The sequence below is a fragment of the Flagellimonas pelagia genome, assembly GCF_003584135.1.
Lineage (GTDB): Bacteria > Bacteroidota > Bacteroidia > Flavobacteriales > Flavobacteriaceae > Flagellimonas > Flagellimonas pelagia.
Window position 1 is genome coordinate 31,638 of sequence record NZ_QXFI01000020.1, and the last position, 24,319, is coordinate 55,956.

The 24,319-nt window shown below is 43.6% G+C and carries 17 protein-coding genes and 2 tRNA genes; 10 read left to right on the forward strand and 9 right to left on the reverse strand.

All coding sequences use genetic code 11. The features are described from left to right. Positions 1-3: 3 nt before the first annotated feature. Entirely contained in the window at positions 4-1,092 is a 1,089-nt protein-coding gene (gene gcvT / locus D2V05_RS08090; RefSeq protein ID WP_119647168.1) for a glycine cleavage system aminomethyltransferase GcvT, read from the reverse strand. A 146-nt stretch (positions 1,093-1,238) separates the two neighbouring features. Between gcvT and D2V05_RS08095 the strand changes: the two genes are divergently transcribed. Further along, complete coding sequence (locus D2V05_RS08095) at positions 1,239-2,855, forward strand: aminopeptidase P family protein (RefSeq protein WP_119647169.1); 1,617 nt, start codon at positions 1,239-1,241, stop codon at positions 2,853-2,855. Here D2V05_RS08095 and thrC read toward each other — a convergent pair. Genes thrC through thrA form a run of 3 tightly spaced genes read right to left on the reverse strand, consistent with a single transcriptional unit; the run spans position 2,852 to position 7,525 of the window. Beyond that, positions 2,852-4,150, reverse strand: coding sequence for a threonine synthase (thrC, locus tag D2V05_RS08100; protein WP_119647170.1), 1,299 nt, complete (start codon positions 4,148-4,150; stop codon positions 2,852-2,854). The genes D2V05_RS08095 and thrC overlap by 4 nt on opposite strands. A gap of 4 nt (positions 4,151-4,154) precedes the next feature. Then, complete coding sequence (locus D2V05_RS08105; RefSeq protein WP_119647171.1) at positions 4,155-5,078, reverse strand: homoserine kinase; 924 nt, start codon at positions 5,076-5,078, stop codon at positions 4,155-4,157. Between the two features lie 2 nt (positions 5,079-5,080). Next, positions 5,081-7,525, reverse strand: a complete 2,445-nt coding sequence (gene thrA, locus D2V05_RS08110) for a bifunctional aspartate kinase/homoserine dehydrogenase I (protein WP_119647172.1) — start codon at positions 7,523-7,525, stop codon at positions 5,081-5,083. A 258-nt stretch (positions 7,526-7,783) separates the two neighbouring features. Here thrA and D2V05_RS08115 point away from each other — a divergent pair, with 258 nt between their 5' ends. Beyond that, a complete protein-coding gene (locus tag D2V05_RS08115) occupies positions 7,784-9,319 on the forward strand; it encodes an NAD(P)H-hydrate dehydratase (RefSeq protein WP_119647173.1) in 1,536 nt (511 codons plus the stop codon). Here the strand turns inward: D2V05_RS08115 and D2V05_RS08120 are convergent. After that, positions 9,316-9,735 carry an STAS/SEC14 domain-containing protein gene (locus D2V05_RS08120; RefSeq protein ID WP_119641044.1) on the reverse strand — a complete coding sequence of 140 codons (420 nt, stop codon included), beginning with the start codon at positions 9,733-9,735 and terminating at the stop codon, positions 9,316-9,318. The two genes, D2V05_RS08115 and D2V05_RS08120, sit on opposite strands and share 4 nt — an antisense overlap. Before the next feature lie 154 nt (positions 9,736-9,889). Then, on the reverse strand, positions 9,890-12,445 hold the full coding sequence (locus D2V05_RS08125) for an ATP-dependent Clp protease ATP-binding subunit (protein WP_119641076.1): 2,556 nt from the start codon (positions 12,443-12,445) through the stop codon (positions 9,890-9,892). A 260-nt stretch (positions 12,446-12,705) separates the two neighbouring features. On the opposite strand from D2V05_RS08125, the gene gyrA reads away from it, so the two are divergent. Continuing rightward, on the forward strand, positions 12,706-15,231 hold the full coding sequence (gyrA, locus tag D2V05_RS08130; protein WP_119647174.1) for a DNA gyrase subunit A: 2,526 nt from the start codon (positions 12,706-12,708) through the stop codon (positions 15,229-15,231). A gap of 34 nt (positions 15,232-15,265) precedes the next feature. Beyond that, entirely contained in the window at positions 15,266-16,528 is a 1,263-nt protein-coding gene (locus tag D2V05_RS08135; protein WP_119647175.1) for a tetratricopeptide repeat protein, read from the forward strand. A 46-nt stretch (positions 16,529-16,574) separates the two neighbouring features. Here D2V05_RS08135 and D2V05_RS08140 read toward each other — a convergent pair whose 3' ends face one another. Together D2V05_RS08140 and D2V05_RS08145 are read right to left on the reverse strand one after the other, a co-directional pair. Further along, positions 16,575-17,324 carry a C40 family peptidase gene (locus D2V05_RS08140; RefSeq protein WP_119647176.1) on the reverse strand — a complete coding sequence of 250 codons (750 nt, stop codon included), beginning with the start codon at positions 17,322-17,324 and terminating at the stop codon, positions 16,575-16,577. A gap of 18 nt (positions 17,325-17,342) precedes the next feature. Continuing rightward, positions 17,343-18,518, reverse strand: a complete 1,176-nt coding sequence (locus D2V05_RS08145) for an acetyl-CoA C-acyltransferase (protein ID WP_119647177.1) — start codon at positions 18,516-18,518, stop codon at positions 17,343-17,345. Between the two features lie 113 nt (positions 18,519-18,631). Between D2V05_RS08145 and D2V05_RS08150 the strand changes: the two genes are divergently transcribed. The 4 genes from D2V05_RS08150 to D2V05_RS08165 all read left to right on the forward strand — a co-directional run bounded on the left by D2V05_RS08150 (position 18,632) and on the right by D2V05_RS08165 (position 22,401). Continuing rightward, positions 18,632-20,668, forward strand: coding sequence for an HD family phosphohydrolase (locus D2V05_RS08150; protein WP_119647178.1), 2,037 nt, complete (start codon positions 18,632-18,634; stop codon positions 20,666-20,668). 112 nt (positions 20,669-20,780) lie between these two features. Then, positions 20,781-20,864: transfer RNA gene (locus tag D2V05_RS08155), tRNA-Ser, on the forward strand. Between the two features lie 18 nt (positions 20,865-20,882). Continuing rightward, a tRNA-Pro gene (locus tag D2V05_RS08160) sits at positions 20,883-20,957 on the forward strand. 217 nt (positions 20,958-21,174) lie between these two features. Then, positions 21,175-22,401 (forward strand): site-specific integrase, encoded by a 1,227-nt coding sequence (locus tag D2V05_RS08165; RefSeq protein ID WP_119647179.1) that lies wholly within the window; start codon positions 21,175-21,177, stop codon positions 22,399-22,401. A gap of 19 nt (positions 22,402-22,420) precedes the next feature. On the opposite strand, the gene D2V05_RS08170 is transcribed toward D2V05_RS08165, so the two are convergent. Next, positions 22,421-22,987, reverse strand: coding sequence for a hypothetical protein (locus D2V05_RS08170; protein ID WP_127137551.1), 567 nt, complete (start codon positions 22,985-22,987; stop codon positions 22,421-22,423). Between the two features lie 163 nt (positions 22,988-23,150). On the opposite strand from D2V05_RS08170, the gene D2V05_RS08175 reads away from it, so the two are divergent. Continuing rightward, positions 23,151-23,426, forward strand: coding sequence for a transposase (locus tag D2V05_RS08175; protein ID WP_072882405.1), 276 nt, complete (start codon positions 23,151-23,153; stop codon positions 23,424-23,426). Positions 23,427-23,449: 23 nt separating this feature from the next. Further along, entirely contained in the window at positions 23,450-24,268 is an 819-nt protein-coding gene (locus D2V05_RS08180) for an IS3 family transposase (RefSeq protein WP_119645567.1), read from the forward strand. The last annotated feature ends 51 nt before the right edge of the window (positions 24,269-24,319 follow it).

Genomic DNA, 24,319 nt, shown 5'->3' on the forward strand with positions numbered 1-24,319 from the left:
CGATCAGCTATTTTTATAAAAGGGCAATTTTACCAAAGTTGCAGGTACTTTGTTGATCCTAATCTTGATATAAATGGTAGTGCCCAAATCGGCATGTTCAGCAGGCACATAACCCAATCCGATCCCTTGGGATAGGGAAGGGGACATGGTTCCTGAGGTGACCACCCCTATTTCATTTCCGTCTTTGTCCAAAATGGGATATCCGTGTCTTGGGATTCCTCTTTCCTCCATTTGGAAGGCCACCAATTTTCTTTTGGGACCTGTTTCCTTTTCCTTGGCCAAAGCTTCGCTGTTCACAAAATCCTTGGTGAATTTGGTAATCCAGCCCAAACCGGCTTCAAAGGGGGAAGTAGTGTCATCAATATCATTTCCGTAAAGGCAATAACCCATTTCCAAACGCAGCGTATCCCTGGCCGCCAACCCAATGGGTTTAATACCAAAGGCAGCTCCAGCTTCCATCACCTTGTCCCAAACTTGTTGTACTTCGGAATTCTTGCAATAAATTTCAAATCCGCCCGATCCTGTATACCCCGTGGCCGATATGATAACATAATCGATGCCTGCAAAATCGCCCACCACAAAATTGTAGAAGTTGATAGCCGACAAATCCACAGAAGATAAGGATTGCATAGCTTCTACAGCCTTTGGACCTTGGATGGCCAATAAGGAATAATCATCGGAAAGGTTCCTCATATCGGCTCCGATACTTTCGTTGTATTTGGAAATATGGTTCCAATCCTTGTCAATATTGGAAGCATTCACCACCAAAAGATAGGTTTCTTCCTTAACTCGATATACAATAAGATCATCCACAATTCCGCCGGTTTCATTCGGCAAACAACTGTATTGTGCCTTTCCTATGGTAAGTTTGGAAGCATCGTTGGTGGTCACTTTTTGAATCAACTCCAAGGCCTTGGGTCCCTCGATCAAAAACTCTCCCATGTGCGACACATCGAACACTCCTACGCCATTACGGACGGTTTCGTGTTCAGCATTCACACCCTCATAGGAAACAGGCATGTTGTAACCTGCAAAAGGAACCATTTTGGCGCCAAGAGCCTTATGGGTTTCAAAAAGTGCTGTGTTTTTCATTTCTTAGATTTTTAAGCATGGCAAATTTATAGAATTAATTAAGGAATCAAACCTTCAAAGTTCTTATGATTTCCATAAAAATAGGAAGCCATTTTTAACAAGTGCTTCGCCGTAAAATTTGTATTTTGATCCAAATATAGTTTTTGATGAAAAATATCCTATTTAGCACACTACTGATGCTATCCATTGTGTCCATGGGTTTTTCCCAAGGTACTCCAACCGATTATCTATCTGCCGATTTTCATAAACAAAGAAGGGATGAGGTCCGTAAATTATTGCCACCCAATACGGCCGTGGTGTTATTTGCCAATGCCGAACGAAACCGGGCCAATGATGTGGATTTCGTATATCACCAAGATCCTAACTTTTATTATTTGACAGGTTACAAAGAACCGAACGCAGTGCTGGTACTGTTTTCGGAAACCCAAACGGATGCTTCGGGCAAAAAGTTTGATGAGATCATTTATGTTCAGGAAAGAAATGCTAGGGCGGAGCAATGGACCGGAAAGCGATTGGGCGTTGAAGGTGTAAAGGAAAAACTGGGCTTTGATATGGTCTTCAATGGGAAGGAATTTGAGAATTTTCCTATTGATTTTGCTTCTTTTGATGTGGTTTCCTTTGTGGATTTTAAAAATGATTACCGTGATCAATCCGGCAATGCTGATCTTTTTGACCTGATCAAAACTTTTAAGAAAAAAGCAAATTATCCTTCGGATTACAATCCCGTCAAAAATGATCTATACCGCATGATTTCGGCCGATGATGGTTCTAAAACCGATGAGTTGGTAGAAACCGTGGAGAAATATATGAACCGTTATCCCAATTTGCAGGAAGATGAATTTTTAAATGATTTTGTGAATGCGGCCAATGAAGATTTGAGAAAGGAAATCAAAAACAAAGTGTTGGTCATTCAGCAATCTTCCAATCTCGATTCCAAGGTGTTGCCAATGGCCATGGCCAAATTGAGGGAAACCAAAACTCCTGAAGAAATCAAGCTGTTAAAGAAAGCTGTGGAAATTTCCGCCGTTGGCCAAATGGAAGTGATGAAGGCCATGCACCCCAATATGTCGGAATCGGAAATACAAGGCGTTCACGAATATGTCTATAAAAAATATGGGGCCGAATATGAAGGGTATCCTTCTATTGTAGGCGGCGGTAACAATGGTTGCATCCTGCATTATATTGAGAACAGTAAAACTACGGTTGGCAATGATTTGGTGTTGATGGACCTCGGGGCCGAATATCACGGTTATACTGCCGATGTGACCCGAACCATTCCTGCCAATGGAAAATTTACCCCAGAGCAGAAAGCTATTTACGACATCGTGTACAATGCCCAGGAAGCTGGAATAAAGGCCAGCACGGTGGGAGCACCCTTTCAGTCGCCCGGTAAGGCAGCGTATCAGGTCGTTGCCGATGGTCTGTTAAAATTGGGCATCATCAAGGAAGAAAAGGAAACCCGAATTTATTTTCCCCACGGCACTTCCCATTATTTGGGATTGGATGTGCATGATGATGGTACTTATGGTCCTTTCAAACCCAATACCATTATTACAGTGGAACCGGGAATCTACATCCCGGAAGGGAGTGACTGCGATAAAAAATGGTGGGGCATTGCTGTCCGTATCGAAGATGATGTGCTGATCACCAATGATGGTCCTGTTGTACTATCCGCCATGGCACCCAGGACTACCGAGGCCATTGAGGCCATGATGAAACAACCTAGCCCGCTGGATAATTTCAAATTGCCCAAATTGGATTAAGCAGTCTTCAATAAAGAGGCTTTCAGGTCTTCGTATGATTTGATCAGATGTGATTTCTTTTCTCTGTCCATCACTTTTTGGATTTGGGGTGGAATTTCGGGAGTCAATCCCAAAGTATCTTCCACAACATCCAAAAACTTGACGGGATGGGCCGTTTCCAAGAAAATCCCATAGGTATCGGGATGTGTTTTTTGATATTCCTTCAAACCTAGATAACCCACAGCTCCATGGGGATCCATCACATAACCGGATTTGGAGTGGATATGCTTCATGGCTTTCCTTGTTTCTTCATCCGAAATGGAATAGGAAGAAAGGTTGGCACGAAGACTTTCCAAATTTCCTTGGTACAAATGCTGGATGCGTACAAAGTTGCTTGGGTCGCCAACATCCATGGCGTTGGAAATGGTGGCTTTGGACGGAACAGGTTCGTAAATCCCATTTTCCATGAACTTGGGTACCACATCGTTCACATTGGTGGCAGCCACAAAGTGTTTTACTGGCATACCCAATTTTTGGGCAACCATGCCTGCACAAATGTTTCCAAAGTTGCCCGATGGTACCGAAAACACAATTTCTTTTCCTTTGGATTTGGCTTGTTTGTAGGCAAACAAAAAGTAGAACAATTGAGGTAGCCATCTAGCTACATTGATGCTGTTGGCCGAGGTAAGCTTTTTATGGTCCGTAATCTCTGCATCCAAAAAGGCGGTCTTCACCATGCGCTGGCAGTCGTCGAAAGTGCCGTCCACTTCCATGGCCTCAATATTCTGGCCCAAAGTGGTCAACTGTTTTTCTTGGATATCACTGACTTTCCCACTAGGGTATAGGATAACCACTTTTACGCCATCCACACCCAAAAATCCATTCGCAACGGCTCCGCCCGTATCTCCAGATGTGGCAACGAGTACGGTTACGTCCTGTTTTTCACCTTGGGAAAAGTAACCCAGGCAATTGGCCATAAACCGTGCACCTACATCCTTAAAGGCCATCGTAGGGCCGTGGAACAATTCCAAAGTGGCCACATTTTCTTCAACTGGGACGACTGGAAAATCAAAATCCAAGGTATTGGCGATGATTTCTTTCAAAACTGTGTCGGGAATATCCGCATTCACAAATTGATGTATGGCCTTGAAGGCGATTTCATGATTGGATAACTGGTCTATATTTTCAAAGAAATCCTCAGCTAGTGGGGTAATGCTCTCAGGGAAATATAATCCTTTGTCGGGAGCGATTCCTGCAATTACGGCCTCCTTGAAAGACGCTTGTAAATTAGGATTGTTCAGGCTGTAAAATTTCATGGGACTAGGCAATTTTTTTAACCCCTTGGGTATTGATTTTGGAAATATGGATGTCAAATGGAATCCCAAATTTCGAATAGGTTTCTTTCATGGATTGGGCCACCGATTTTGCGGTTTCCAAACCTTTACTTAAGGCAAAAATGGAGGGTCCGGAACCTGAAATTCCGCATCCCAATGCGCCGGAAACCAACGCATTGGACTTGATTTCATCAAATCCGGGAATCAAAATGGAACGGATGGGCTCCACAATATGGTCTTGTAGCGATCGTCCGATCAGGTCGTAATCCTTTTGGAAAAGTCCAGCGATAAGTCCGCCCACATTGCCCCATTGTTTGATCCCTTTTTCCAAGGATATGGTGGTCTTCAAAATTTTTCGGGAATCGGAAGTCTTAACCTCGATTTGTGGATGAATCACCGTGGCCACCAATTCCGAAGGTGTTGGAATGGGAATGATGTCCAATGGGTCATAGCTTCTCACCAAAGTGAAACCCCCATAAATGGCTGGGGCCACGTTATCGGCATGGGCCACATCACTGGCCAATTTTTCGCCCTGCATGGCAAATTTCACCAATTGCAAAGGGGAGAAGGGTTTACCCAGCAATTCGTTCATGGCCCAAACGGCACCTGCGGAACTTGCCGCACTACTGCCAATACCACTTCCCGGTTTAATGCGTTTATCGATTTCGATTTCAAAACCGCCATCATAATCACTTTTCTGTAAAAGGGCCAAACCGGCCACTCCGGACACATTTTTCTCGGTTTCCAAAGGAAGGTCCTGACCTAAAATCTTTAAGATGCAGATGCCTTTTTCAGCGGTCTTTCTAACGATCATTTCATCCCCAACGGAATCCAAGGCAAGTCCGAGCACATCAAACCCGCAGGAGACGTTGGCAATGGTGGCGGGGCAAAATACTTTGATTTCTTCCATGGTCAAAAGTTTCCGATTCGGATGATATCGGCAAAGATACCTGATGCGGTTACATCTGCGCCGGCTCCTGCTCCTTTTATAATCAACGGTTGGTTGGGATAGCGCTCTGTAAAGAACAGCACAATGTTATCACTACCTTCCAGATTGTAAAAGTCGTGTCCTTTTGGGATTTTTTGCAATCCTACTTTCGCCTTACCATCTTCAAATTGCGCCACATATTTCAATTTACTGTCCACATCTGCTGCATCTTTGTACAGCTTCTGAAAATCACTTTCGTACTTTTTCAGGGATTCAAAAAAGGTGTTGTTCGAACTGGTCTCCAAACTTTCCTTGGGCAAAAAGGATATATTTTCAATATCCTCGATGTTCAATTGGTGCCCGCTCTCACGGGCCAAGATCAATATCTTTCGCATAACGTCCACACCACTTAGATCGATGGTCGGGTCCGGTTCGGTATACCCTTGTTCCTGGGCCTGTTTTACCACATCGTGAAAGGTAACAGTGTCGTTAAAAGTGTTGAACACAAAGTTGAGACTTCCGGATAGTACCGCTTGAATTTTCCTGACTTTGTCACCCGATGCAATGAGGTGTTTCAAGGTGTCGATGATGGGCAGACCGGCTCCCACGTTGGTTTCGAATAGGAATGGAGCATTGTATTGTTTGGCCAACTGTTTCAATTCCTTGTAAAAATCATAATCCGATGAGCAGGCAATTTTATTGCAGGTCACTACAGAAATACTATTGCGGAGATAATCGGCATACGTTTTGGCAACGTCGGCACTCGCGGTATTGTCCACAAAAACACTGTTTCTATAGTTGAGGGACTTGACCTGATCAAAAAATGCATTTCTGTCCGCGGGTTGTCCTTCGGCCAGAACACTTTCCCAATCTTTTAAGGTAATACCGTTCTCGTCAAAGGCCATGGTCCTGGAATTACTGATTCCAACAACCCTCACATTGAGTTTCAATTCATCCTTCAGGTATTTTTTCTGTTGACGAATTTGATCTAAGAATTTGGCCCCAACATTACCAACTCCCATTACGAAGAGGTTCAACTGTTTGATGTTTTCTTCGAAGAAGGTTTCATGCAACGAGTTGAGTGCCTTTTTAACGTCGTCTTTTTTAATGACAGCGGAAATGTTCCGTTCTGAAGCCCCTTGGGCAATGGCCCTAATGTTCACGTTGTTCTTGCCCAGAGTGCTGAACATTTTTCCACTCAACCCTTGGTGGCTCTTCATGTTATCACCTACAAGAGCAATAATGGTCAGGTCTTTTTCTACCAAAACCGGTTTGATCTTTCTGCTCGAAATCTCGTAGGCAAAAGTTTCGTTTACCGCTTCTGATGCAGCATCGGCATCGTCATCTGCGATTCCCACACAAATGGAATGCTCCGATGAGGCTTGGGTGATGAGCACGATGCTGATATTTTTTAAGGAAAGGGTTTCAAAGAAGCGTTTTGAGATTCCTGGAATGCCCACCATTCCCGGTCCTTCCAAAGAAAGCAAACTAATGTTCCCCACATGACTGATACCTCGCACCGTTTTACCATTGCCATTGTGGTTTTTGGCAATCAGGGTACCTGGGTTTTCAGGGTCGAAGGTGTTTTTGATGGCAATCGGGATTTCCTTGCTCAACACGGGTTGAATGGTAGGAGGATACAAAACCTTCGCACCAAAGTGCGACAGTTCCATGGCCTCTTCGTAACTGATGTGCGATACGCATTTAGCCTGTTTCACCAATCGTGGGTTGGCAGTGTACATCCCGCTGACATCGGTCCATATTTCCAATATATCGGCTTGTTCGGCCGCGGCAAGAATGGCGGCAGTATAATCCGACCCACCTCTACCTAAAGTAGTGGAATTGCCCATCCTGCTAGAGGAAACAAAACCTGGTAGCACGGTAATCCGATGATTGATGGATGAAAAATAGGCTTGACATTTGGCGTTGGTCTTATCAAAATCAACGTTTGCCTTGCCGTATTGTTCATCAGTGATGATCAGTTCCCGGCTATCCTTGAATTGGGCATCCAAACCTTGGGATCTAAAGAACTCACTGATGATGAACGAGGAGAGCAATTCTCCATAGCTGACAATTTTGTCGGAAAGTTTTGGGGTCAATTCGCCTATCAGGTAACAACCTTCCAAAAGGGTTTCCAAGACATTCAGGTCGCTTTTTACTTGGCTCAATACGCCACTTTGGGATTGTACAGGAAGCAATTCCTTGATGGCGGATAAATGTCTTGTCTCAATCTCTTCCAATCCTTTTTTATAGGATTGATCTTGTTTGGAAGCCAATTGTGAAGTTTGCAATAGTAGGTCGGTTACCCCGCCAAAAGCGGATACGACAACGGCTGCTCTTGGGTCGTTGAGATTTGCTACAATGGACTTGACCTTGTTTATGTTTTCTGGATTGGCAACAGAAGTGCCGCCAAATTTTAAGACTTTCATGATGAAATATTATTGAAAAAAATTGTAAAAGGAACAAAAAAACGGACGGATGATATATAGCAGACTTACCCCAAAGGGGTTGTGGTGGTAATAGTGAAGATAGATGAAGAAGAATTCATCCAGCTTAGTTCGATATCCGTTTGTTTTACTTGCATTATTCAATAATGAGGTGATAAAAGTAGTACATTTGAATACTTCATCAAATCAATGATGAGATTTTTTGCGAAATCTTTACGAATATTGCATATTTTTTATTGAATGAAAATTTTTTCTGCTTCCCAAATCCAAGATGCTGATAAATCTACAATACAAAAACAACAAATTTCCAGTGAGGAGCTCATGGAAAGGGCTGCTACAAAGCTCTTTGATTGGATTCATGCCCGTTTACGAGGCACCCATGTAACCCTTAAACTATTTTGTGGTATCGGTAATAATGGTGGTGACGGTTTGGTATTGGCCCGGCTTTTACATGAACATGGATACACCATTCAAGTATATGTGGTCAACTTCAGTGAAAAGCGTTCCAAGGATTTTTTATTGAACCTTGAAAGATTGAAGAGTGCCAAACTATGGCCTGATTTTTTGAGCAGCGAAAGTGAACTCCCGGCCATTTCGACAGATGATATTGTAATTGATGCCATTTTTGGCATTGGATTGAACCGTGCCCCAAACACTTGGGTGGGCAATTTGATCATGCACATCAACAACTCCAGGGCTTTTGTGCTTTCTGTGGATATTCCATCCGGTTTGCCCACGGATAAGTGCCCATGGAACCCGGATTATGCCATTAGGGCCAGTTATGTGCTTACTTTTCAAGCACCTAAATTGGTCTTCTTTTTACCTGAAACCGGGGTTTTTGTGAATCAATGGGAGGTATTGGATATTGGTCTGGCCCCAGAATATCTACAAACAACCGAAACCGATTTTGAACTCATAGGGAGGCCAGAAGTACTTCCTTTATATCGCCCACGGCTTAAATTTTCGCACAAGGGGAATTATGGCCATGCCATTATGGTTGGGGGAAGTTACGGGAAAATTGGTGCCGTTCAATTGGCGAGCGATGCCTGTTTGACTTCAGGTAGTGGATTAGTTTCTTCTTATGTGCCGAGATGTGGGTACCAAGCCATCCAAACGGCATTGCCTGAGGTTATGGTTTTGACCGATGATGGGGAAAAGATGATTTCGGAGATTTCCTTTCCCTTTGATCCTACCGTGGTTGGAATTGGAATGGGGATTGGTTTGGATAAAATTACGGCAAATGCTTTTGCGGCCTTATTGAAGACAATGGATAAACCTATGGTCATCGACGCGGATGGATTGAACATCTTGGCCCAAAATCCGAAAATGATGAAGGATGTACCCGAGTTATCAGTGTTAACGCCTCATCCGAAAGAATTGGAGCGGTTGGTTGGAAAATGGACGGACGACTTTGAAAAACTTGCCAAGGTGAAGGCTTTTTCAACCCATTATAATGTGGTCGTCGTAATCAAAGGCGCCCATACTATTACGGTTTACAAGGATAAGGGCTTTGTAAATACCACAGGTAATCCAGGGATGGCGACTGCTGGTAGTGGCGATGTGCTAACGGGCATGATCACTGGATTGATGGCGCAGGGGTATCCTTCCTTGCACGCTGCCATTTTTGGCGTATATCTACATGGATTGGCTGGAGACCTAGGGGTTTCCGAAAATGGATACGAAGCACTAAAAGCCTCGACCATTGTTGCAAATATTGGGAACGCGTTTATGGAATTGCTCAGGCAACCCGAAGTTGAGCAGCAGGAAGAAGCTTAATCCTTGTTTTTTCCTTTGCTGTTCTTCAACCTTTTTTTAACCCAGGCCAATGCATTGTCAAACTCAATGAAAAATTCCATGTTCTTTTTATAGAACAATTTTTCAATCTTGAAGTTGTGCATATCGATTTCCTTCTTGGAAACAATGGCGAAAGCCTTGAGATTGTTCAATCCCCTGACATAATTATAGATGGTGGGGTCAACAGCATAAGAATTTTTACGAAGGCTTATATAGCCAAAATCCTTGTCCCTAAAATGTATTTCCGATATGCCGATGATTTGATAAGCTCTTTCCAGCGTAATGGTGGTACCTTCATCAAAAGAGGAGACCATGTAGTCATCATAGACCTGCACCGTACCAATGTCCAAGCGGTACTCACGCACAACAACGGTCTTCTTTGTAGAAGTAAATTTCATTCCCAAGTGTAATTATAGTGTCTCGTTAACGAAAGTAGATGTAATGCTGAGCGAAGGGAAAAAATCTAGATTAAAAGCGCAAATATCGTTTGTATGGTAAATTTGGTCATAAAAAAAGCTGGCCGATGGGCCAGCTTGGTTATGTTGAGGTGTTTTAATTCTCCGTTTCAGGTGACTTTTCAGCCTTTTTGATTTTAATGGTGAGTTCGTCTTTTTTCTCATCCAGATCCATAAAAATGCTGTCACCTTCCTCTAATTTGGAGTTCACGATTTCCTCTGCCAAGGTATCCTCAATATACTTTTGGATAGCTCTTTTTAAAGGACGGGCCCCATATTGTTTGTCAAAGCCTTTTTCGGCGATATAATCCTTGGCCTTGTCAGAAAGTCTAAGGTCATATCCGATTTCTTTGATCCTTCCATAGAGTTTGTTCAACTCGATGTCTATAATCTTGTGGATGTCTTCCCTTTCCAAAGGATTGAACACGACCACATCGTCTATCCTGTTCAAGAATTCTGGTGCAAAAGCCTTTTTCAAGGCACTTTCGATTACACTTTTCTGATGGGTATCGGCCTGTGCCTGCTTGGCAGCGGTACCGAAACCAACCCCTTGACCAAAATCCTTTAATTGGCGGGCACCGATGTTGGAGGTCATGATGATGATGGTGTTCCTAAAATCGATCTTGCGACCAAGACTGTCGGTAAGGAAACCGTCGTCAAGCACTTGCAACAGCATGTTGAACACATCTGGGTGTGCTTTTTCAACTTCGTCCAACAATACTACGGAATAAGGTTTGCGACGTACTTTCTCTGTCAATTGGCCGCCTTCTTCATATCCCACGTATCCTGGAGGTGCTCCCACTAATCTTGAGATGGCGAATTTTTCCATGTATTCGCTCATATCGATTCGGATAAGGGCATCTTCTGAATCAAAAAGTTCCTTTGCCAAAATCTTGGCCAACTGGGTCTTACCAACCCCGGTCTGACCTAAAAAGATGAACGATCCAATGGGTTTGTTCGGGTCTTTGAGACCTGCCCTGTTCCGTTGAATGGCTTTGGCCACTTTGGCCACTGCTTCGTCCTGACCTATCACAAAACCTTTGATCAAATCGGGTAATTTGGCCAATTTATTGCTTTCGGTCTGAGCTATTCTGTTTACGGGTATGCCGCTCATCATAGAAACCACATCGGCCACGTTGTCCTCTGTAACGGTTTCCCTGTGTAGTTTGCTTTCTTCTTCCCAACGTTCTTGGGCGGTAGCCAAATCTTTTTCCAGACGTTTTTCATCGTCACGCAATTTGGCGGCTTCCTCGTATTTCTGTTTTTTGACCACGCTGTTCTTCAACTCGCGAACATCTTCCAACTGGCTTTCCAACTCCAAGATTTGCTTGGGCACATCCATGTTTACGATATGCACGCGGGAACCGGCCTCATCCAAGGCATCGATGGCCTTGTCCGGCAAGAATCTGTCGGTCATGTACCTGTTGGTCAATTTTACGCAGGCCATGATGGCTTCATCGGTGTAATTGACATTGTGGTGATCTTCGTACTTGCCTTTGATGTTCATCAAAATTTCGATGGTTTCCTCAACGGAAGTTGGCTCCACCATGACCTTTTGAAAACGACGTTCCAAAGCACCATCTTTTTCAATATATTGTCTGTATTCATCAAGCGTCGTGGCTCCAATACATTGGATCTCTCCCCTTGCCAAGGCAGGTTTGAACATGTTCGATGCATCTAAACTTCCCGTAGCGCCTCCAGCACCCACAATGGTATGGATCTCGTCAATGAACAGAATGATGTCGTCGTTCTTCTCCAACTCGTTCATCACGGCCTTCATGCGTTCTTCGAACTGACCACGATATTTGGTTCCTGCTACCAAGGATGCAAGGTCCAACGTGACCACACGTTTGTTGTAAAGGATTCGCGATACTTTTTTGTTGATGATGCGCAGGGCCAATCCCTCGGCAATGGCACTTTTACCAACACCTGGTTCCCCGATCAACAAAGGGTTGTTCTTTTTTCTTCGACTTAAAATCTGGGACACCCGCTCGATTTCCTTTTCCCTTCCCACAACGGGATCCAACTTGTTCTCTTCAGCCAAACGGGTCAGGTCACGGCCAAAATTGTCCAGAACTGGAGTCTTGGATTTTTTGCTTCCTTTTTGGGCGGAACCAGAACCAAAGGTACTTTCCTTACCATCTCCCATATCGTCAGCATCTCCCGAAAAGGATTCTGCCTGTGGGGAATCTATATAATCGTCGTCGCTGGTGATCATCGATTTGAATTGTTCTTTTACATTATCATAGTCCACTTTCAGCTTATGCAGCAATTTTGTAGTGGGGTCGTTCTCGTTTCTAAGAATACAGAGTAAGAGGTGTGCGGTATTGATTGATGAGCTTTGGAAAAGCTTCGCTTCCAAAAAGGTTGTTTTAAGGGCGCGCTCTGCCTGGCGGGTAAGGTGCAGATTCTTTTTGTCTTTCTGCATGGTGCCCGTGTTCGGATTCGCGGGACTTAGGATTTCCACCTTGCGGCGAAGGTGTTCCAAGTCCACATCGAGTGCATCCAATATACTAATGGCTTTGCCATTTCCATCTCTTAAAAGACCAAGCATCAGGTGTTCCGTACCAATAAAATCATGCCCCAATCTTAGGGCTTCCTCCTTGCTGTATGCTATAACGTCTTTTACTCTGGGGGAAAAATTGTCGTCCATACGTTTCTTTTTCAGCAATTAAAATTAATAAAAGTATTGTTACAGTGGGCAAATACCGTACCCATAATCGATAAAGTAGTGGTAAATGTCGGAATAAAGGCGATTTTTTTACTTGTTTAACAAAGCTTTATCACCATGTTGGGAACCTATTTTAAATGTTGATAATTTTTTTAATAAACTAAGCGCAAAGCGGTGTAAAAGCTGCTATTTTCTGTATATTGCCATGATATTTTAACCACAAAAAACAATAAGATTTTAGCATGGCGGAAGGAGAAAAGTTAATTCCTATCAACATTGAGGATGAGATGAAATCTGCCTACATCGATTATTCGATGTCGGTCATTGTGTCACGTGCCCTGCCAGATGTTCGTGATGGCCTAAAACCGGTTCACCGAAGGGTCCTCTTCGGAATGCACGAACTAGGGGTAAGGTCAACAAGTGCCCATAAGAAATCTGCCCGTATCGTTGGGGAGGTTTTGGGTAAATACCACCCACACGGTGATACCTCTGTTTATGATACCATGGTGCGTATGGCCCAAGAATGGAGCCTTAGGTACATGTTGGTGGACGGTCAGGGTAACTTTGGCTCCGTGGATGGGGACAGTCCCGCGGCCATGCGTTATACCGAGGCCAGGATGCGGAAGATCGCCGACGAGATGTTGGCCGATATCGATAAGGAAACGGTAGACCACCAATTCAATTTTGATGATACGTTACAGGAGCCTACCGTGCTTCCTACCCGTATCCCTAATCTTTTGGTGAACGGTGCTTCCGGTATTGCCGTGGGTATGGCCACCAATATGCCGCCACATAACCTTTCGGAGGTTGTGGATGGCACCATCGCCTATATCGACAATCCCGAAGTAGAGATCGATGAGCTGATCCAACACATCAAGGCTCCCGATTTTCCTACGGGAGGAATCATTTATGGCTATGATGGTGTAAAGGAAGCGTTCCATACCGGTAGAGGAAGGGTGGTGATGCGCGCCAAGGCTTCTTTTGAAGAGGTTCAGGGCAGGGAATGTATCATTGTGACCGAAATCCCTTATCAAGTGAACAAGGCGGACATGATCAAAAAGACGGCCGACCTTGTCAACGAAAAGAAAATTGAAGGTATTGCGTCCATTCGTGACGAATCGGATAGAAAAGGGATGCGTATCGTTTATATCCTTAAGCGCGATGCCATTCCAAATATCGTACTGAACACACTATACAAGTACACGGCACTTCAATCCTCGTTCAGTGTCAACAATATTGCGTTGGTCAATGGTAGGCCACAGTTGTTGAACCTGAAGGAGATCATCCACCATTTTGTGGAGCACAGGCATGAGGTTGTAGTCAGAAGAACCACGTACGAACTCAAAAAAGCAGAGGACCGTGCCCATATTTTGGAAGGTCTCATCATTGCTTCCGATAATATTGATGAAGTGATCGCCATCATCAGGGCATCTTCCAATGTGGACGAAGCACGCACGAATCTGATGGAGCGCTTCAAACTGACCGAGATACAGGCCAAAGCCATTGTGGAGATGCGCCTGCGTCAACTTACAGGTCTTGAACAGGACAAGCTTCGTGAGGAGTACGATGAATTGTTGAAGACCATTGAAGATTTGAAAGACATCCTTGACAAGAAAGAGCGTAGGATGCAGATCATCAAAGATGAGTTGTTGGAGGTGAAGGATAAATACGGCGATGAAAGAAGGTCCGAAATCAATTATGCAGGGGGTGACCTGAGCATTGAAGACATGATTCCGGATGAGCAGGTGGTGATTACCATTTCCCACGCAGGATATATCAAAAGAACCCCATTGACTGAATATAAGACCCAAAACAGGGGTGGTGTGGGCCAAAAAGCTTCCTCTACGAGAAATGAGGATTTCTTGGAGCATTTGTTTGTTGGGACTAACCACCAATACATGTTGTTCTTTACCCAAAAAGGAAAATGTTTCTGGATGAGGGTTTATGAAATACCCGAAGGAAGTAGAACTTCCAAAGGAAGGGCCATCCAAAACCTGATCAATATGGAAACGGATGACAAGGTGAAAGCCTTTATCTGTACCCAGGATTTGAAAGATGAGGATTATGTGAACAGCCATTATGTGATCATGGCGACCAAAAAAGGGGTGGTGAAAAAAACTTCCTTGGAACAATATTCCAGGCCGCGCCAAAATGGTATCAATGCCATTACGGTGCGAGATGGAGACGAGTTGCTGGAGGCTAAACTGACCACAGGTGCCAGCCAAATTTTCCTTGGATTGAAATCCGGTAAGGCCATACGTTTTGAAGAGAGCAAGACCCGACCCATGGGTAGAAATGCTTCTGGTGTACGGGGGATAACCTTGGCTGATGACAACGATGAAGTAATCGGCATGGTGTCCGTACATAACTTGGAGGACGATATCTTGGTAGTTTCCGAGAATGGTTATGGTAAACGCTCCAATATGGACGATTACAGGATTACCAACAGAGGTGGAAAAGGGGTGAAGACCATTTCGATCACCGATAAGACAGGAGGTCTTGTGGCCATTAAAAATGTCACCGACACCGATGATTTGATGATCATCAATAAATCGGGGATTGCCATCAGGATGAGTGTCGAAGACTTGAGGGTCATGGGACGTGCCACACAAGGGGTGCGACTCATCAACCTAAAAGGAGGGGATTCCATTGCCGCGGTAGCCAAAGTCATGAAAGAAGATGATCCCATGGACGATGCCAATATCTTGGATATTGAGGTGAAAGGAGAAGATGGCACGGCTATTGAAGGGGACAACGAAAACAATTAATAATAGATAAACACTAAATAATTATTTTTTTGACATGAAGACTAAAGTTTTAATATTACTTGCCATAGGGGTTTCTACGATGGGATTTGCCCAGAAGGACGAAATCAAGGCAGCCGAAAAGGCAATGAAGGGAGGAGATTCGGCAGCTGCACTGGCGGCACTTCAAGGAGCGGCCTCCACTATTGATGCCGCTGACGAAAAGACCCAGGCACAGTACTATGCCGATTTGGGTAATGCCAACTATGATTTGGCCCAGAAAGGAGATGCTTCCAAATTTAAAGATGCACTTGATGCATACAACAAGGTGATTTCTGTTGAGGAAGCCAGTGGAAAAGCCAAATATACATCTGTGGCCAAGGAGAAAATGGGCCAAATGACAGCTGATTTGGTAAACGCTGCGGTTGAGGACAATAACAATCAAAAATTTGCCGAAGCTGCCGATAAACTATACATGAGCTATAAACTAAGTCCAAAGGACACCGTCTATTTGTATTATGCCGCAAGTAGCGCTGTTAACGGACAGGAATACGAAAAGGCTCTGGATTATTATAATGAGCTTAAGGACATTAACTATGATGGGAGTGATGTTACCTATACTGCAGTAAACATTGAGACTGGGGAAACCGAAACCATGGACAAAAGTACCCGTGATCTTTATGTGAAGGCAGGAACGCACAAAGATCCAAAAGAAGAGAAAAGCCCTTCTAAAAAGCCCGAGATTGTTAAAAATATCGCATTGATCTACCAACAATTGGGACACAATGACAAAGCTTTGGAGGCATATACCCACGCTAGAAAAGAAAATCCTGATGATGTAAATCTAGTTCTTGGCCAAGCTAACCTTTATTATACTTTGGGAGACAAGGACAAGTTTAAGGAATTGATGTCTGAAGCCTCGAACATGGCCCCGGACAACCCAGACTTGTTGTACAATATTGGTGTGATTAATATGGAGCAAGGTAATTTAGAAGCTGCAAGGGATGCCTACAAAAAAGCACTATCCGTAGATCCAGGTTATATCAATGCACTTTTGAACCTATCCACTACCTATATCAATGAAGGTAATGGATTGATAGATGAAATGAACGCTTTGGGAACCTCTAAAGCCGATATTGCCAAATATGACGAACTAAAGGACAAGAAGGACAGTCTCTTCAAAGAAGGGGCAAAGGTGTTGGAAGATGCCCTAAAATCAAATCCGGATAACCAAAGTGTTCTTACCCAGTTGAAGAACATTTATGGTGCTTTGGGTGATACAGAAAACTTTATGCGAATCAAAAAGTTGTTGGGAGAGTAAGAATTCTTTCCTCACAAAAAAGGGTCCAATTTATTGGACCCTTTTTTTATATGATCTTTTTGATGACCCTCAATTTGTGTGTGTACAACTTTTCTTCGGTATTGAAGATTCCCGTGTGGTCCAGACGATCGATTCTTACATGTCCGTTCACATGAATGATGTAGTTGTCTTTCAAAATGATTCCTACATGGTCTATTATCCCTTCGTTATTATCAAAAAAAGCCAAATCCCCAGGTTCACTTTCCTCAATGAAACTTAGTGCCTCTCCTTGTTTTGACTGTCCTCCTGCCGTGCGTTCCAAGGCATATCCATTGATTTTATAGACCATCTGTGCCAATCCGGAGCCATCTATTCCGAAAGGTGATTTGCCACCTGCCAGATAGGGAGCCTTCAAGTAAAGGAACGCCGTGTCCACCAAACTTTCCTTGTTTTTCTTGCCTTCAAAAATATGTCCTTCGAATGTATGGTGTAGCAGCGAAACAGGTTCTGCCATTGATCCCAACAATATAGGCAGCAGCATACCATCTGGTGTGCAAACATGTGAAATGATATCCGCAGAAATCTGGGAAGCTGTTTTATCGAACCCCTCAAATTCTTCCTCGGAAATCAGCGTAATCTGGTTGTTGGTGACCCAACCTTCAAAGTTGTCATAAGCCACCCGAATCCTGCTCCATTTTTTCCGGCTTTCCAGAACCTTGAAATGTTCCCCATATAAGAGCTGGGATGACATTTCGGCACAATCGTCCGGATTTGTTCTAATGGGAACAATGCTCAGAGGGCAAATTCCATATTGCATTTACTATCAATTGAATCTCTAATTTCTTTTCAGGACAATCGCCGAAGCTCCACCGCCACCGTTACAAATGGCCGCTGCTCCCAATGTTGCATTGTTCTGTTCCAATATGTTCAATAACGTTATGGTGATCCTGGCTCCTGAACAACCCAGAGGATGTCCTAAAGAAACAGCCCCGCCGTTCACATTGACTTTGGAGTCATCCAACCCAAGTAGTTTCATATTTGCCAATCCAACAACCGAAAAGGCCTCGTTGAATTCAAAATAATCGATTTCATCCAAGGAAACACCAGCACGGTCCAATGCCTTTGGTAAAGCTTTGGCGGGTGCGGTGGTGAACCATTCGGGTTCCTGTGCAGCATCGGCATACCCTATGATGGTTGCCAAGGGTTTCAATCCCAATTCCGAAGCTTTTTCCTCGCTCATCAATACCACTGCGGCAGCGCCGTCATTAATGGTGGATGCGTTGGCCGCGGTTACCGTACCTTCTTTGGTAAAGGCCGGGCGAAGGGAAGGAATCTTATCCAGTTTCACATTTTTGTATTCTTCATCTTCGCTCACCAAAATGGGTTCGCCTCTTCTTTGGGGTATTTCAACGGAAACCACTTCATTGTCAAATTTTCCATTCTTCCATGCCTCTGCCGATCTTTGATAGGACTGGATGGCATAGGCATCCTGATCTTCCCTGCTGAATCCGTATTTCGCTGCACAGGCATCTCCACATACGCCCATGGCATTTTGGTCATAGGCATCCACAAGTCCGTCCTTTTGCATCCCGTCCAGCAAAGTGGTCGGACCAAACTTGGTCCCACTACGCATATAAGCGTAATGGGGTATCAAGCTCATATTTTCCATACCTCCGGCAACAACAATGGAGTTTTCACCCAAGGCAATGGATTGGGCCCCTTGCATAATCGATTTCATGCCTGAGGCACATACTTTATTGACCGTTGTGCAGGGAACGGTATTCGGTATACCTGCATAAATGGCTGCCTGTCTGGCGGGAGCTTGGCCTGTACCAGCCTGTACCACATTTCCCATAAGGACTTCCTCTACCAGTTCAGGCTTTAGATTGATCTTTTCCATTGCGCCTTTAATGGCCACTGCGCCCAATTTTGGGGCAGGAACGGTAGAAAGGGCGCCCATAAAACTCCCAATTGGGGTCCTGGAAGCCGATACGATCACAACTTTTCTCATATGTGCATTTTTACTCCTGCGAAAATACTAAATTTAAATGCAAAGCTCTAAGATGTAAGGCAAGGGCACTTCTTATTAATATTTTCTATTTTTGGTATCAACAGCAAAACGGGATGGGAAAAACTTTGGATAATGTATACAAGCACCAATCATTGGCCTACAAGTATTTTCTCTATGTGGTCTCCGTCGCCCTGATCGTTTTCTTTTTCCCGAAGGGAGGCAAGTTTAAGTACGAGTTTCAAAAAGGAAAGCCCTGGCAGTATGAGAACCTATATGCTCCCATTGATTTCTCCATCAAAAAGTCCCAAGAAGAAATAGCGGAGGAGCAACAGTCCATCCGAAACGGTAAGACAGATTATTACACTTTTGATACAGCTGTTGTGGCTGAGGTTGGTGAAGAAATTGACAAAGGTTTAACAACACTTTTTCAGTCGGATTCCTATTCTTCACAACAAAGGAGGACCTTGTCCCGATTGGCCCAAGATCTCTTGGAAGAATCGTATGAAACGGGTATCTTCCTAGATATACCGGAATCCAAATCTGTGGTAGTGGTCAAGAACAATGAGGCCCTGCCCATGGTGCCCAGCAATTATTTGGATGTTGATGGAGCCAGACAAATGATAGCAGAACGTTTTTCCCGTTTAGGTATATCGGGAGCGTTGAATGCATCTAGATTGGTGCAGAATAGCATTAAGCCCAACCTTTTGTATGACGAAGCGTTGACCCAGAGCGCTTTGAACGACGAGCTTTCCAAAATTTCGTATACAAGGGGAGAGGTGGCCCAAGGAAAATTGATCATTGCAAAAGGAGAAATCGTAGAAGCAGAGGATTTTAAGGTTTTGAATTCCCTAAAAGATGAGTATGAGTCAGAGCTTTGGCTAGGGAATAATTATTATTTCATCTTATTGGGATATACCATCTTGGTAGCGCTGGTATTGATCATGTTGTTCTTGTTTCTGAAGCGATACAGGAACGAAATCTATAGGAACAACAACAAGGTTACCTTCATCTTTTTCAATATCCTGTTGATGGTCTTGGCCACAACGTTGATGGTAAAACATTATGAGGATTATATTTATGTGGTACCCTTGTGCATTCTCCCTCTTATTTTAAAGAATTTTTTTGATGCCAGATTGGGACTGTTCGCCCATGTGCTTACCGTATTGATTCTGGGGTTTGTGGTTCCCAATAGCTTTGAATACATCTTTTTGCAGATCATTGCGGGTATCGTGACCATTTTAACGGCTTCTGAGCTCTACAAAAGGGCCAATTTGTTCATTTCGGTCGGGCAAATCACCTTGATTTATATTATTGGGTATTTTGCCTTCCATGCCATTCATGAAGGGAACCTGGAAAATATTGAATGGATACTTTTTGGTGTTTTTGTTTTGAATGGGCTGTTGACCCTTTTTGCACAGCCGTTGATCTATATGTTTGAAAAAATATTCGGGCTTGTTTCTGATGTTTCCCTATTGGAACTGTCCGACACCAATTCCAAACTATTGAAAGAGCTGTCTGATAAAGCACCGGGAACGTTTCACCATTCCTTGCAAGTGGCCAACTTGGCGGAGGCTGCCGCCAATGAGATAGGGGCAAATGCCATGTTGGTCAGGGTAGGGGCACTTTACCATGATGTGGGGAAAATGGAACACCCGACCTATTTTACAGAAAACCAGATCACTAATGTTAACCCTCATGATGATCTACCTCCAAAGGAAAGTGCGAAGATTATCATCGAGCATGTAATCCACGGTATAGAAATAGCACGAAAGAACAATATTCCCGACCGGGTCATTGATTTTATCAGGACCCATCATGGAACCACTTTAGTGTATTACTTTTTTAAAAAGCAACAGGAATTGGAACAAGAGGCAAACGAGGAGGATTTCCGATATCCTGGCCCTATCCCATTTTCTAGGGAAACGGCCATTTTAATGATGTCCGATGCGGTAGAGGCTGCCTCCAAAAGTTTGAAGAACCCAACATTTACAATCATTGATGATTTTGTGGAGAAGATTGTAAAAGGGCAGATGCAGGCCAACCAATTTTTGAATGCGAACATAACCCTTAAAGAGATAGAAATGGTAAAGAAGGTATTGAAGCAAAAGCTGACGAATATTTATCATTTGCGAGTGGAATATCCTGAATGACGGGAACTTGACAATTATTGTTCCAAAAAAATGAAAAAATAGTTGCGATCTTTCTTTTGAAAAGGTACATTTGCATCCGCATTTTTAGAATGCACGTTCATAACAAGAATTAGGAGAGGTGCCGGAGTGGTAACGGAGCAGATTGCTAATCTGTCATCGGGTAACCGATGCCTGGGTTCGAGTCCCAGTCTCTCCGCTTTTTCCTTATACAGTTCGGGGTGTAGCGTAGCCCGGTTATCGCGCCTGCTTTGGGAGCAGGAGGTCGCAGGTTCGAATCCTGCCACCCCGACGAACCACTAAATAGGTGGTATTAAAGCACTGTTAATCGACTGATTGACAGTGCTTTTTGTTTTTTATGCATTCATCTGATATCAAATAAAACCATATAAAAGGTGTAGAGTTCGGTGAATGGTTCGGTACGTTTCTTGTGCATAATTTAGCTTCAGTTTGACGCTGTTTATGGGTGTTTTACAAACCAGTTTTGTCAAACCCAAAAATTATGTATTATGCGCAATTCCAACACTTTAAAGGTTCTAATCTTCACTAGGGACATTTCCAACAACCCTGAAAAATTGACCATTTATGCCCGTATCACCGTCAATGGAAAACGTGCCGAGATAAGTTTGAAACGTTATGTTTCGGTGAATGAATGGGATGAAAATAAGGGAAGACTCCATGGACTTACCCACAAGGCCCGTTTATTGAACAGCTATCTTGATGAGGTGTATGGAGAGATCATGGATACCCATAAACAGTTGTTGCGTGAGGACAAGATTATAACCTCACAGGCCATCAAGGCCCGTTATCTGGGACAGGATGAAGAGCACAAGACCCTTATGGAGCTTATCAAGTATCATTACGAATCACAAAAGAGTAAACTTCGCCCGGGAACCATGAAGAACTATTATGGTACAGAAAAATATCTCAAAAGGTTTTTGGAGCATACCCGTAGACTTCAAGACATCAACTTAAAGCGATTGAACTATAAGTTCATTACTGATTTTGAGAACTATTTGATAAATGGGCCTGATCTGCAAAAGGGAAAGAAGTGTACCAATAATGGGGCCATGAAACATTTGGAGCGGTTAAGGAAAATGGTAAACCTTGCCGTGAGGTTGGAATGGTTGGACAAAGACCCGTTTGTAAACTATAAAAAACATTATAAGAAGAGTGAACGCTCTTTTTTGACCGAAAGGGAACTCAGGCTCATTGAGGAAACAACATTTTCAGGAAGTGGGTATGAGAGGGTCAAGGACACTTTTCTTTTTTCATGTTATACAGGATTGGCCTATGGAGATGTAAAAGCACTGGATATTGATCATATGCGGTTCGGTATAGATGGGAACCTTTGGATCCATACGAAAAGGGAAAAAACTGATGAAGCGGTCAAGGTTCCCTTGCTTCCCAAAGCAAAACAAATCTTGGATAAATATAAAAACTGCAATGAAAGATTGGTGCACGGAAAGTTGTTACCTGTATTAAGCAATCAAAAGACCAACAGTTATTTAAAGGAGATTACAAAGGCTTGTGGAATCTATAAGAATATTTCTTTCCATACTGCCAGGCACACTTTTGCCACAACGGTAACACTCTCCAATGGTGTTCCAATTGAAACCGTTTCCAAAATGCTAGGTCATACCAAATTGACCACTACCCAAATTTATGCAAGGGTTTTGGAAAGAAAAGTTGGTGATGATATGCGAATGTTAATGGAAAGGATGGAAGGTAAATAAAGCATCTTTTTTTTGAACTTTATTCTGTTTCGTGTTGCTCAATGTTTCTCATTGAGATTAGGCCTTTAATTCCGAATGCCATAACAATATGTCCTAAAAGTATAACATATCTACTATCCAACACAAACGACCCTATTCCTATCATGATTACTCCTAAAATTGTTATTATAGACCATATTGTCCGTTCTCTAATGAACTTTCCAGCATGCATTGCCAATCCAAGGTAAAACAAAGCTGGTCCTATGGTCATAAATGGAATACTGATCGAAGGATTACTCATTATTTGATTTGTCAAATTTTTCATCCCTTCATAGTCAGTCCCGTAACTCCACCAAAGAAAATCTATAACTGCCTGCCCCATAAGGGCTATGATTCCTAATGTAGTAATCACTGCGGCTGTACTGTTGAAAATGCCTTTTGAAAAAATATAGTTTAGGGATAGACTTAAGAGGATACCCAGAAGCAATAACCAATGTGCATAGTCAATCGGTTTTTGGGTTTGGATAAATTGATTTCCCTGAAGAACCATTATTTGGTTTAGGATTAAAAATACTAATCCGGTTATGGCATAAATCTTCAGTTTCATTGAGTTTTACTTTGGAAGTTAAACCTATTTATTGGCTTATTGGAAATCGTTTATTTGAACTTATTCAATTATCATTCGTTAGTTGTTGATTCTTGCACATATCCATGTAGTGTAGATACCCCAAAAACTAGGGCAGTAAGTTTAATCATTAAATTTACTGAATATGACACGAAGAAAGTTTACCCCGAAGTTCAAGACCAAAGTGGTCCTGGAAGCCTTGAAGGAACGGCATAGCCTTGCCGAACTTGCCCAGAAGTACGAGATACACCCTACCCAGATCAGCGCTTGGAAGCGCGATTTCCTTGATGGGGCCGAGCAGGTGTTCGAATCGGGCAAGAAGGATGCCCGCAGCGAGACCGAAAGGGAGAAGGACAAACTTCTAAAGGCCATAGGCCAGTTGAAGGTCGAGAACGATTTTTTAAAGGACGCCTTGCGCTGAGACCACTCTCCGAACGCAGAAAAATGATACGCAAGGGTCATTCCAAGATGAGCATTGCAAGGCAGTGCAGAACATTGTCGGTCCATCGCTCGGGGCTCTATTACAGGCCAAGGGGCGAGAGCGAACTGAACCTGAGGCTCATGCGCGAGATGGACGAGCATTACCTCCACCATCCCTTCAAAGGGGCCAAGCGGATGCACATCTGGCTGACCAGGGACAGAGGGTACAAGGTGAGCAGGAACCGTATCGAACGGCTCTATTACAAGGTAATGGGCCTCAGGGCCGTCCTTCCGGGAAAACATACCTCCCGAAGGTGCAAGGACCACAGAACGTATCCGTACCTGCTGAGGAACCTGACCGTTGACAGGCCCAATCAGGTCTGGGCCACAGATATTACCTATATCCCCATGCAACAGGGATATCTCTATCTGGTGGCCATCATCGACCTGCACAGCCGCTATGTCCTGAACTGGAGCGTGTCCAATTCCATGGATGCCCAATGGTGCAGGGAAACATTGGAAGAGACCATAGGTGAGCACGGGACACCGGAGATCCTCAATACGGACCAGGGGAGCCAGTTCACTGCCGAGGAGTTTGCCAACTATGTTTTGGGTCAGGGAATACGCCTGAGCATGGACGGCAAGGGAAGGGCCACCGACAATGCCTTTATCGAAAGGCTTTGGAGGAATGTAAAGTATGAGAAAATCTATCTGAACCCTCCAAAGGATGGTATGGAACTCTATCTGTTATTGGCAGAGTACTTTGATTATTACAACCATGAAAGAAGACATCAGTCCATCGACTATGAAAGACCCATCGATCTATTCAAGAGAGCAGCTTGATAATTATATTGGTTTTGTAGAAAAACTGTCCTAAAGATCGGGGTATCTACA

Bases quoted from the DNA above. Each gene is read 5' to 3' on its own strand.
- gcvT (WP_119647168.1), bottom strand. From the start codon at position 1,092: ATGAAAAACACAGCACTTTTTGAAACCCATAAGGCTCTTGGCGCCAAA.
- D2V05_RS08095 (WP_119647169.1), top strand. From the start codon at position 1,239: ATGAAAAATATCCTATTTAGCACACTACTGATGCTATCCATTGTGTCC.
- thrC (WP_119647170.1), bottom strand. From the start codon at position 4,150: ATGAAATTTTACAGCCTGAACAATCCTAATTTACAAGCGTCTTTCAAG.
- D2V05_RS08105 (WP_119647171.1), bottom strand. From the start codon at position 5,078: ATGGAAGAAATCAAAGTATTTTGCCCCGCCACCATTGCCAACGTCTCC.
- thrA (WP_119647172.1), bottom strand. From the start codon at position 7,525: ATGAAAGTCTTAAAATTTGGCGGCACTTCTGTTGCCAATCCAGAAAAC.
- D2V05_RS08115 (WP_119647173.1), top strand. From the start codon at position 7,784: ATGAAAATTTTTTCTGCTTCCCAAATCCAAGATGCTGATAAATCTACA.
- D2V05_RS08120 (WP_119641044.1), bottom strand. From the start codon at position 9,735: ATGAAATTTACTTCTACAAAGAAGACCGTTGTTGTGCGTGAGTACCGC.
- D2V05_RS08125 (WP_119641076.1), bottom strand. From the start codon at position 12,445: ATGGACGACAATTTTTCCCCCAGAGTAAAAGACGTTATAGCATACAGC.
- gyrA (WP_119647174.1), top strand. From the start codon at position 12,706: ATGGCGGAAGGAGAAAAGTTAATTCCTATCAACATTGAGGATGAGATG.
- D2V05_RS08135 (WP_119647175.1), top strand. From the start codon at position 15,266: ATGAAGACTAAAGTTTTAATATTACTTGCCATAGGGGTTTCTACGATG.
- D2V05_RS08140 (WP_119647176.1), bottom strand. From the start codon at position 17,324: ATGCAATATGGAATTTGCCCTCTGAGCATTGTTCCCATTAGAACAAAT.
- D2V05_RS08145 (WP_119647177.1), bottom strand. From the start codon at position 18,518: ATGAGAAAAGTTGTGATCGTATCGGCTTCCAGGACCCCAATTGGGAGT.
- D2V05_RS08150 (WP_119647178.1), top strand. From the start codon at position 18,632: ATGGGAAAAACTTTGGATAATGTATACAAGCACCAATCATTGGCCTAC.
- D2V05_RS08165 (WP_119647179.1), top strand. From the start codon at position 21,175: ATGCGCAATTCCAACACTTTAAAGGTTCTAATCTTCACTAGGGACATT.
- D2V05_RS08170 (WP_127137551.1), bottom strand. From the start codon at position 22,987: ATGAAACTGAAGATTTATGCCATAACCGGATTAGTATTTTTAATCCTA.
- D2V05_RS08175 (WP_072882405.1), top strand. From the start codon at position 23,151: ATGACACGAAGAAAGTTTACCCCGAAGTTCAAGACCAAAGTGGTCCTG.
- D2V05_RS08180 (WP_119645567.1), top strand. From the start codon at position 23,450: ATGATACGCAAGGGTCATTCCAAGATGAGCATTGCAAGGCAGTGCAGA.